Genomic DNA, 9,597 nt, shown 5'->3' on the forward strand with positions numbered 1-9,597 from the left:
GTAGTAGGCCGCGCACCGGGCGATGGCCCCGGGCGCCGTGTGCTTGCGGGGGCACTCGGGCGCGGCGTCGGCCACGGCCTCCAGGCGTGCCTTGTGGGTTGCCGTGGCCCTGCCGCCCGACTTGGTGGTGCACGGCTGGCCGGGCGCGGCGTGGCAGGCGGGGCAGGTGTTGGCGGTGGGTTCGGACATGGTGTGCCTCCTGTGTGTAGGCCGGGTTCCCCGGCACTTGAACACTAAACCATGTTACCGAACCTTGTACAGGAAAAGCACCCCGTGGTGTGCCAGCGACACCGCCCCTGGCATCGCCATGCGCGACCCGCCTCCCACCAGCGCCGCGACGGACGCCGAGTGGTGCGGCGCCGAGAAGGGCGGCACCGACACGAGACCGTCGAGCCCCAGCCCGCACACCGACCGGATCGCCGAGACCTCCAGCGCCTCCGCCTGACCCAGTTCGGGCAACAGCCCCGGCAGACGCTCGGCCAGCAGTGTCTTGCCAACCCCAGGTGGCCCCTTGAGGAACAGGTGGTGCCCACCGGCGGCGGCCACCTCCACCGCCCAGCGCGCCTCCAGCTGACCGGCGACATCGGCCATGTCGACCGACCGGACCTCCGGCGGCGGCGTGCGGCCTTCCGCCTCGTACACCACGGGCGCCGCCCCGCGCAGCACGCCGACCAGTTCGGCCAGACAGCTGACGCCGACCACCTCCACGTCTTCCACCAGCCGCGCCTCGCCCACCTGATCGGCGGGCACGATCACATGCCCGTAGCCCTCGCGCGCGGCAGCCAGGACGGCCGGCAGCAGCCCGCGCACCGGACGCACTCGACCGTCCAGCGCAAGCTCGCCCAGCAGCACCGATTGCGCGAGCCGCCCGGGCGGCACCTCCTCCATGGCGCTCAGCAGCGCAGACACGATCGCCAAGTCGTAGTGCGACCCTGCCTTGGGCAGCGTTGCGGGCGACAGGTTCACGGTGACCAACTGGGCCGGCCACGGCAGGCCGACCTGCGCGATGGCCGCCCGGCATCGTTCGCGTGCCTCGTTGAGCGCGGCGTCGGGCAGACCGACGATCACGGTCCGCGGGAGCCCGGAGACGACCGCCACCTCCACCTCCACGATCGTCGCCTCGAGCCCCACCAGCCCCACGGAGGCCGCACCCCCCAGCCTCACGGCTCGACCGCCCGCGCATGATGGATCGTGGCCGTGCCGTCGGCATGCCACAGGACACCGAAGGCGTCCACCCTCACTCCGGGGAAGCCGCGACCCTGCTCGGCGAGCCAGGCCGCAGCCAGCCCCCGCAAACGCCGGAGCTTGGCGTAGGTGATCGCCTCCAGCGGGTCGCCGAACCCAAGACCCGTGCGCGCCTTGACCTCGCACACGACGGCCACCCCGTCGGGATCGCGGGCCACGAGGTCGATCTCGCCCAGCCGACACCGCCAGTTGCGCGCCAGCACACGCCAGCCCCGTCGCTGAAGGTACGCAGCGACCACGTCTTCACCCCGCCGGCCTACGTCTCTTCGTTCATCGCTCACGCCCTTGCATTAGCCCTCAGAGGGCCAAATCCGTCACGCGAAGGCGCACTTCTCTCGGCGCCAGCGGCAGACATCAGTGGCGAGGGTGGCCACAAGGCGCAACCAACGGCCCGGCGCGGGCTCAGAGGCTGTCGGGCACCTGCAAATCCGAGTGGGCGATCTCTTCGATCGAGACGTCGCGGAAGGTCAGGACCTTGGCCGACTTCACGAATCGGGCCGGCCGGTACATGTCCCAGACCCACGCGTCGCCCATGGACACCTCGTAGTAGACGTCGCCCCCTTCGGTGCGCACCTTCAGGTCGACGGCGTTGCACAGGTAGAAGCGCCGCTCGGTCTCCACCGCATAGGTGAAGATGCCCACCACGTCCTTGTACTCGCGATAGAGCTGCAGCTCCAGCTGAGATTCGTACTGCTCGAGATCCTCGGTGCTCATGACTGCTCCAGCCTAATCGTTCTGCGGACGTTCTCCCACTTCATTCGGTGGATCGCGCACGGGCCGCGCGCGTCGAGTTCAGCCTGGTGGTCCGGCGTGCAGTACCCCTTGTGCACGTCGAAGGCGTAACCCGGGTGGTCGGCGGCGTAGGCGGTCATGATCCGGTCACGGGTCACCTTCGCCACGATGGACGCCGCCGCGACACTCGCCGCCACGGCGTCCCCCTTCCACATCGCCAGGGACGGCGCCCCCAGCCCGTCGACGCCGAAGCCGTCGGTCAGCACGAAGTCAGGCCGCACCTCGAGCAGCGCCACTGCACGGCGCAGCGCCTCCACGTTCGCCACGTGCATGCCGAGCGCGTCGCACTCCTCCGGTTCGACTCGCACCACCGCCCACGCCACCGACCTGGCGGTCACCACGTCGTACAGCCGTTCGCGCATCCGCGGCGTCAGCTTCTTGGAGTCGTCGAGGCCCACCAGTTGGCGGGGCGGGAGAATGACGGACGCCGCCACCAGCGGCCCGGCACAGGCGCCCCGTCCAGCCTCGTCAGCGCCGGCGACCAGGCCGAACCCGGCACGCGCCAGGGCCCGTTCGTAACCGTAGAGGCCCGCGTCGCGGCGGACGACGAACGCCACGGGAGCCCCCATCAGCAGGGCGGAGCTTCGCCCACGATCACCGGCTCGGCCGGGGCCTCGGCGGAGGCGTCCGGGACCGACGCGAAGGTGTCCGGGGTAGAGAAGCCGCGCCATCGGTCGAAGGGAAAGATGGTCCACGCGACCTTGCCCACGACGGCGTCCGACGACGGGAAGCCGCCCAGGCCCGCCACGCCCGCGGATTCCTCGCTGAGGTGGCAGCGCGAATCGGCGGAGTTCGTGCGATGATCGCCCATCACGAACACGTGACCCGCCGGGACCGTGACATCGAATGCATACGCCGACGGAGCGTCCTGCACTCCCGAGGCGTCCTTGTACAGGTAGGACGTCTCGTCGAGCGCCGTGTCGTTCACGGTGATGCGGCCCTGCGTGTCACAGCACACCACGTGGTCGCCGCCGAGGCCGATCACCCGTTTGACGAGGTGATTCGTCGCCTCGTCGGGCAGGAGGCCAACAAAGGTGAGCACCTCGCGCCACATCGGCTGGTTGAACCGATCGGGGTTGCCGAGCCACTCAAGGTCGTCTCGGAACACCACGACGTCGCCGCGCGCGTAGCCGCCCACCTTGAGCACCGCCACCCGGTCACCCACGTTCAACGTGGTTTCCATGGAGCGGCTCGGGATCAGGAAGACCTGCAGCAGGAACAGCCGCAACAGTGTCGACCCGATCAGCGCGCCCACGACGACGATCATGGTCTCCCGCAGGATTCCCCAGATGCCGCCGGAGCGGTCCTCGTCTGCCACGGCCTGAGCCCTGTCCAGCGCGATCAGTTGTCGCGCTTCTCCTTGATCTTGGCCGCCTTGCCCTTGAGGCCGCGCAGGTAGTAGAGCTTCGCGCGGCGCACGTCGCCGCGGCGCTCGACCTCGACCTTCTCGATGATCGGGGAGTGCAGCGGGAAGGTGCGCTCGACGCCCGTGCCGAAGGACACCTTGCGCACCGTGAACGCCTCGGCGACCCCGCGGCCGTTGCGGGCGATCACCACGCCGGTGAACACCTGGATGCGGGAGCGGTTGCCCTCGACGACCTTGACGTGCACGCGCACGGTGTCGCCGGGGCGGAAGTCGGGGAGGTCGTCACGCAGCTGTGCGGCCGCGATCTCGGACACGATCTTGTTCATCGGTGTTCCTTGCCGGTGCCACAGGTCACCTCAATGTCTTCGTCGATGGAGTTGGCACACCGTTCCCCCTGTGGCAGGGGCGCGCACAACCTCACCAAGTCTGCCACAGGCGTCGGGACGCCGCGAAATCGGCTCAGCGCGGGAGACGGCGTCCACTAGGGTGACGCGGGTGGCGCGCTTCTCGATGACCGTGCCGGCCCCCGTCGGAAACAAGCGCGACCTCGTCGGCGGCCTGCTGCTCAACCTCGTGCTGCTGGCGGGCGTCCTGGTGTGGGGCTGGCCGGCCGGCAACGTCCTGCTCCTGTTCTGGGTCGAGAACGTGGTGATGGGCGCCATCACCGTGGTCAAGATCATGACGGCCCGAAACGGCGGGCAGCGCCGTCCGGGTTTCTTCGCCCTCCACTACGGCCTGTTCTGCGCGGTGCACTTCGTCTTCGTGGCGTTCCTGAGCTTCGCGATGGGCGCCCGCCTGTCGTTCCTCGGGTTCCTCGTCCCTGTCATCCTCATCATGCTGCGCCACCTCGTCGACCTGCTGTCGGTCTGGTTCGGCAGCGGCCTGCGGCAGGTGGCGACCGCCGAGGAGGCCTTCGCGGCCCCCTACCCGCGGATGATCATCCTGCACGTCACCACGATCATCGCGTGGGGCCTGGCGTTGAGCACCGGCATGTTCTTCGGCGTCGGCCAGAACGGAGTCGCGGGCGGTCTCTTCGGTGGCATCCTGGACGCCGTTCGGGACTTCTCCGCCGGCCTGGGCTTCACCCTGACCGACCAGCAGGTGCTCGTGGTGGCGGTGATCCTCGTCAAGACCGGCGTCGAGCTGGGCCTGGGGTGGAGCATGATCGCCCGAAGCCGCCGAGGCGCCCACGCACCGGAGGCCGGCCCCGCCTGAGCAGGGCCGGCCTCCGCCGTCCGACAAGGACCTACGTGCGGAACAGCGACTTGATGAGGTCGCGGTTGAGCTGGCTGATCGTGTCCAGCGGGATCTGCTTGGGGCAGACCGCCGCGCACTCGCCGATGTTGGTGCACCCGCCGAAGCCGAGGTCGTCGTGCGTCGCCACCATGGTCCGGACACGGCTGTAGCGCTCCGGCTGGCCATGCGGCAACATCGCCAGGTGCGTGATCTTCGCGCTCATGAACAACATGCCGGACCCGTTCGGGCACGCCGCCACGCAGGCGCCGCAACCGATACAGGTGGCCGCGTCGAACGCACGGTCGGCCTCGACTTTCGGGGCCGGCACCGAGTGCGCCTCGGGGGCGGCACCGGCATTGATGCTGATGAAGCCGCCCGCCTGGATGATGCGGTCGAAGGCGGTGCGGTCGACGACCAGGTCCTTGATCACCGGGAAAGCGCCCGCCCGCCAGGGCTCCACGTCGATCGTGGCCCCGTCGGCGAACGACCGCATGTGCAACTGGCACGTGGTGGTCGGCACCGGACTCGAGCCACGACCGTGGGCCGACCCGTTGATGACGACGCCGCACATGCCACAGATGCCCTCGCGGCAGTCGTGGTCGAAAGCGATGGGCTCCTCACCCTTCACCGTGAGGTCCTCGTTGAGCAGGTCGAGCATCTCGAGGAAGCTCATGTCCTCGCTGACGCCCTCGACGCGGTAGGAGACCATCTTGCCCGGCGCGTCCTTGCTGGCCTGACGCCAGACTCGCAGGTTGATGATCACTTGTAGCTCCTCTGCTTCAGCTCGATGAACTCGTACTCGAGGGGTTCGCGGTGGAGGATCGGCGCGTTGCCGGCGCCCGTGAACTCCCAGGCCGCCACGTACAGGAACTCGTCGTCGTGGCGCAGCGCCTCGCCCTCTTCCGTCTGCGACTCGGTGCGGAAGTGTCCACCACAGGACTCGCGGCGATGCAGGGCGTCCACGCACATGAGCTCACCCATCTCGAGGAAGTCGGCCACGCGGCCGGCCCGCTCGAGCGTCTGGTTGAAGTCCTCGTTGATACCCGTCACCTTGACGTCGCGCCAGAACTCCTCGCGCAACTCGCGGATGCGCCCGATGGCGAACTTGAGCCCCGCCTCCGTGCGCGCCATGCCGCAGTACTCCCACATGATGTTGCCGAGTTCCTTGTGGAAGGAGTCGACCGTGCGGGAACCCTTGACATCGATGAGCGCCTGGATGCGGCCCTTCGTCTCCTCCAGCGCCTGCACGACCGCGGGGTGGTCCTGCCCGACCTTGGCGAACGGGGCGTCGGCCAGGTAGTCGTTGATCGTGTTCGGCAGCACGAAGTAGCCATCGGCCAGACCCTGCATGAGCGCGGACGCCCCCAGCCGGTTCGCGCCGTGGTCGCTGAAGTTCGCCTCACCCGTCACGTACAGGCCCGTCAGGTTGCTCATGAGGTCGTAGTCGACCCACAGGCCACCCATCGTGTAGTGCACGGCCGGGTAGATGCGCATCGGCGTCTCGTACGGGTTCTCGCCCGTGATCTGGGCGTACATGTCGAAGAGGTTGCCGTACTTGGACTCCACGGCCCCACGGCCCATCCGGGCGATCGCCGATGCGAAGTCGAGGTAGACGCCCCGGCGGACGCGTCGGGTCTCGCCGGTCTCGTGGTCGACCTCCTCGACCGCCGGCCCGACGCCGCGGCCCTCGTCGCACATGTTCTTGGCCTGGCGGGACGCGATGTCGCGCGGCACCAGGTTGCCGAACGCCGGGTAGATGCGCTCGAGGTAGTAATCGCGGTCTTCCTCGGCGATCTGCCGCGGATCCTTGTCGCAGTCCTCCGCGCGCTTCGGCACCCAGATGCGGCCGTCGTTACGGAGCGACTCGCTCATCAGGGTGAGCTTCGACTGGGTGTCGCCGTGCACCGGGATGCACGTCGGATGGATCTGCGTGAAGCACGGGTTGCCGAAATAGGCTCCCTTGCGCGCGGCCCGCCAGCAGGCGGTCACGTTGCAGCCCATCGCGTTCGTCGACAGGAAGAAGACGTTGCCGTAGCCGCCCGTGGCGAGCACCACGGCGTCCGCCGTCCACGCCTCGATGGCGCCGGTCACCATGTCGCGGGTCACGATGCCGCGAGCACGTCCGTCCACCATGATCAGCTCGAGCATCTCGTGGCGGGTGTACATCTGCACCGTGCCGGCCGCCACCTGGCGCTCCAGGCTCTGGTAGGCCCCGATGAGCAACTGCTGGCCCGTCTGACCGCGCGCGTAGAAGGTGCGCTGCACCTGCACGCCGCCGAAGGAGCGGTTGTCGAGGAGGCCGCCGTACTCACGGGCGAAGGGGACACCCTGCGCGACGCATTGGTCGATGATGTTCGCGCTCACCTCGGCGAGCCGGTACACGTTCGTCTCGCGGGCGCGGTAGTCGCCGCCCTTCACTGTGTCGTAGAACAGCCGGAACGTGGAGTCGTTGTCGTTGCGGTAGTTCTTCGCGGCGTTGATGCCACCCTGAGCGGCGATCGAGTGGGCGCGGCGCGGGCTGTCCTGGTAGCAGAAGTTCAAGACGTTGTACCCGGCCTCGCCGAGCGTCGCGGCTGCTGCGCCACCGGCCAGGCCGGTGCCCACCACGATGATCGAGAGCTTGCGACGGTTGGCGGGGTTCACCAGGCGCGCGTTGAACTTGCGCTGGCTCCACTTGCGCTCGATGGGGCCCGCCGGGGCCTTCGTGTCGCGAATGTCCTCACCGACGGTGAAGAACTCGTTGGTCACGGTCGTCGTCATGGCACTCACACCCATCCCAGGAGAACGGCCACCGGCATGATCATGAAGCCCACGAAGAGCGTCACGGCGATGACCCACGCGAGGCCGTTGAGGAACCCGCGGGCCTTCGGCGACGTGTTGGCGCCGAGCGTCGTCAGCGCACTCCACACGCCGTGGCGCACGTGGAGGCAGACCACGAGCACCCACACGGCGTAGGCGAGCACCAGCCACCATTGGCTGAAGCTGGCGTGGACCATGTCGAACGGCTCGTCACCCGCGCTGAAGCCCGTCCGGACGACGTGCGCCGTGAATTGCAGCAGGTGGAAGATCAGGCCCGTGAGCAGGATGACGCCTCCCCAGCGCATCGTGCGCGCCGCGTAGGTCTCCTGGTGGTTGTGCCCGTGCACGTACTTGCTGCTGCGCGCGTCGAGCGAGCGCTTCGTGAGGACGGCGGCCGCGTAGACATGCCCGACGATCGCGGCCAGCATGAAGGCGCGGAAGATCCAGATGAACCAGCCCTCGGGGACGAGCGGGTAGAGGATCTCTCCCTTGAGCCAATGTGCGTAGTGGTTGAAGGCGTCCGCGCCGAGGAAGACCTTCAGGTTGCCGTACATGTGCATCAACAGGAATCCGACCATGATCAGACCCGTGATCGCCATGAGCACCTTCAGGGCCACGCTGGACCGGACCGCCCGCTGGTGAGGAGTCAGGGTTGTCGTTGCCACGGCTTCACCCTAGGCGAACGGCTCGGCATTGTCGTGCCAACGACCCCGATTCCACGAGATGGGAGCAAATTCCCGCCAAGTGGGCACTGACACGGCGATTTACGCGATTCAGTGGTTGTCTATTTGTCCGCCGGCTCGGTCGGCGGCAGGGCCCGCCGCGGGGCCGGACCGGCGGCGTCCGACTGCTCGTCGAGGAGGTCCGGACGCCGCTGGCGCGTCCGCTGGAGCGACTGCTCGCGGCGCCACCGGGCGACCCGGCCGTGGTGACCGGAGAGCAGGACGTCGGGCACGTCGAAGCCACGCCAGGAGACGGGCTTGGTGTAGACGGGGTACTCGAGCCAGCCCTCCCCGGCCAGGCTGTGCGACTCCTCGACGAGGCTGTCGGGATTCCCCACCACTCCCGGAACGAGCCGCACCACCGCCTCCAGGATCGCCAGCACGGCCACCTCTCCCCCGTTCAGCACGTAGTCGCCGAGCGAGACCTCGCGGACGGGCATGCGCGTGCGCGCGTACTCGAGGACGCGGGCGTCGATGCCCTCGTAGCGGCCGCACGCGAACGCGAGGTGCGGCAGGGCGGCCAGCTCATGGGCGGTCTGCTGACGGAACGGCTCGCCGGACGGCGTGGGGACGACGAGCGTCGGCGTCGACCAGGCGTGCTCGAGGACATGGTCGAGCGCCTCGCCCCACGGCTCCGGCTTCATCACCATGCCGGCCCCGCCGCCGTAGGGCGTGTCGTCGACGGTGTGGTGGCGGTCGTACGTCCACCGGCGCAGGTCGTGCACCGCGAAGTCGAACAGCCCCGCCGTGCGCGCCTTGCCGATGAGGGACAGGCCCAGTGGGGCGAAATAGTCGGGGAAGATCGTGATGATGTCGGCGTACACCCGCGGGGCCGGCTCCGCATGCTCGCTGGCGAGGGCCATCAGCCCTCCTCGTCGGCGAGAAGGCCGCCGATGTCGGCGACCTGCACGTAACCGGCGACCACGTCGACGACCGGCACGATCGCCTCGACGAACGGCACCAGCCGCTCCCCGGACGCCGTCGCCACCGCCAGCGTGTCGTGCGCCGGGAGGTGCAGGACGTCGCGAATCGTGCCGACCACCGCGCCCGTGTGGTCGCGGACGGCCAGCCCGACGAGTTGGCGATCGTAGAACTCGCCCTCCTCGGCGGGCGCCTCGTCGTCCGGCACGGACGCCCACACCTCGGCCCCGCGCAACGACTCTGCCGCCGTTCGGTCGGCGATTCCGGCGAAGGCGACCAGGAGGTTGCCGCCGTGCCACCGGCTGGCCGCCACGACGGCGTCCTTCCCGCCGAGCCGGAGCGGCGCGCCGACGGCGAAGCGACGTTCGGGTTCGTCGGTGCGGACGTGGACGGACACCTCGCCGCGCAACCCGTGCGCGCGGCCCACCGTGCCGACGAGAACCTCCACCAACATCGGGGCTCCTTCCCGGGAAAAGACGACGTCGGTCGGGCGCGTCGAGGATTCTCGACGGGCCC

The 9,597-nt window shown here is 69.1% G+C and carries 13 protein-coding genes; 1 reads left to right on the plus strand and 12 read right to left on the minus strand.

Annotated elements, in window-relative coordinates:
- The 7 genes from Q1K57_RS14965 to rplS form a co-directional block, all read right to left on the minus strand.
- On the minus strand, positions 1-189 hold a 189-nt coding region (locus Q1K57_RS14965), incomplete at its 3' end, for a hypothetical protein (protein WP_300084080.1).
- 54 nt (positions 190-243) lie between these two features.
- On the minus strand, positions 244-1,164 hold the full coding sequence (locus tag Q1K57_RS14970) for an ATP-binding protein (protein WP_300084082.1): 921 nt from the start codon (positions 1,162-1,164) through the stop codon (positions 244-246).
- On the minus strand, positions 1,161-1,526 hold the full coding sequence (locus Q1K57_RS14975) for a YraN family protein (protein ID WP_300084084.1): 366 nt from the start codon (positions 1,524-1,526) through the stop codon (positions 1,161-1,163). The genes Q1K57_RS14970 and Q1K57_RS14975 overlap by 4 nt, the downstream gene beginning before the upstream one ends.
- A 121-nt stretch (positions 1,527-1,647) precedes the next feature.
- On the minus strand, positions 1,648-1,959 hold the full coding sequence (locus Q1K57_RS14980; protein ID WP_300084086.1) for a DUF2469 domain-containing protein: 312 nt from the start codon (positions 1,957-1,959) through the stop codon (positions 1,648-1,650).
- A complete protein-coding gene (locus Q1K57_RS14985) occupies positions 1,956-2,594 on the minus strand; it encodes a ribonuclease HII (RefSeq protein ID WP_300084089.1) in 639 nt (212 codons plus the stop codon). Before Q1K57_RS14985 ends, Q1K57_RS14980 begins: the two co-directional genes overlap by 4 nt.
- Before the next feature lie 11 nt (positions 2,595-2,605).
- Complete coding sequence (gene lepB, locus Q1K57_RS14990) at positions 2,606-3,355, minus strand: signal peptidase I (RefSeq protein WP_300084091.1); 750 nt, start codon at positions 3,353-3,355, stop codon at positions 2,606-2,608.
- Positions 3,356-3,378: 23 nt separating this feature from the next.
- Positions 3,379-3,729, minus strand: coding sequence for a 50S ribosomal protein L19 (gene rplS / locus Q1K57_RS14995; protein ID WP_300084093.1), 351 nt, complete (start codon positions 3,727-3,729; stop codon positions 3,379-3,381).
- Positions 3,730-3,898: 169 nt separating this feature from the next.
- On the opposite strand from rplS, the gene Q1K57_RS15000 reads away from it, so the two are divergent.
- Positions 3,899-4,618, plus strand: coding sequence for a DUF6498-containing protein (locus Q1K57_RS15000; RefSeq protein WP_300084095.1), 720 nt, complete (start codon positions 3,899-3,901; stop codon positions 4,616-4,618).
- A gap of 31 nt (positions 4,619-4,649) precedes the next feature.
- Here Q1K57_RS15000 and Q1K57_RS15005 read toward each other — a convergent pair whose 3' ends face one another.
- The 5 genes from Q1K57_RS15005 to rimM form a co-directional block, all read right to left on the minus strand.
- A complete protein-coding gene (locus tag Q1K57_RS15005) occupies positions 4,650-5,402 on the minus strand; it encodes a succinate dehydrogenase/fumarate reductase iron-sulfur subunit (RefSeq protein ID WP_300084097.1) in 753 nt (250 codons plus the stop codon).
- Complete coding sequence (locus Q1K57_RS15010; protein ID WP_300084099.1) at positions 5,399-7,414, minus strand: fumarate reductase/succinate dehydrogenase flavoprotein subunit; 2,016 nt, start codon at positions 7,412-7,414, stop codon at positions 5,399-5,401. Before Q1K57_RS15010 ends, Q1K57_RS15005 begins: the two co-directional genes overlap by 4 nt.
- A complete protein-coding gene (locus tag Q1K57_RS15015) occupies positions 7,405-8,103 on the minus strand; it encodes a succinate dehydrogenase cytochrome b subunit (RefSeq protein ID WP_300084101.1) in 699 nt (232 codons plus the stop codon). The genes Q1K57_RS15010 and Q1K57_RS15015 overlap by 10 nt, the downstream gene beginning before the upstream one ends.
- 119 nt (positions 8,104-8,222) lie before the next feature.
- On the minus strand, positions 8,223-9,023 hold the full coding sequence (gene trmD / locus Q1K57_RS15020; RefSeq protein WP_300084103.1) for a tRNA (guanosine(37)-N1)-methyltransferase TrmD: 801 nt from the start codon (positions 9,021-9,023) through the stop codon (positions 8,223-8,225).
- The gene (rimM, locus tag Q1K57_RS15025; protein ID WP_300084105.1) at positions 9,023-9,535 is read right to left on the minus strand and encodes a ribosome maturation factor RimM; all 513 of its coding nucleotides are present in this window, start codon (positions 9,533-9,535) and stop codon (positions 9,023-9,025) included. The genes trmD and rimM overlap by 1 nt, the downstream gene beginning before the upstream one ends.
- Positions 9,536-9,597 lie beyond the last annotated feature (62 nt).

The organism is Propioniciclava sp. (assembly GCF_029977985.1).
Classification (GTDB): Bacteria; Actinomycetota; Actinomycetes; order Propionibacteriales; family Propionibacteriaceae; genus Propioniciclava.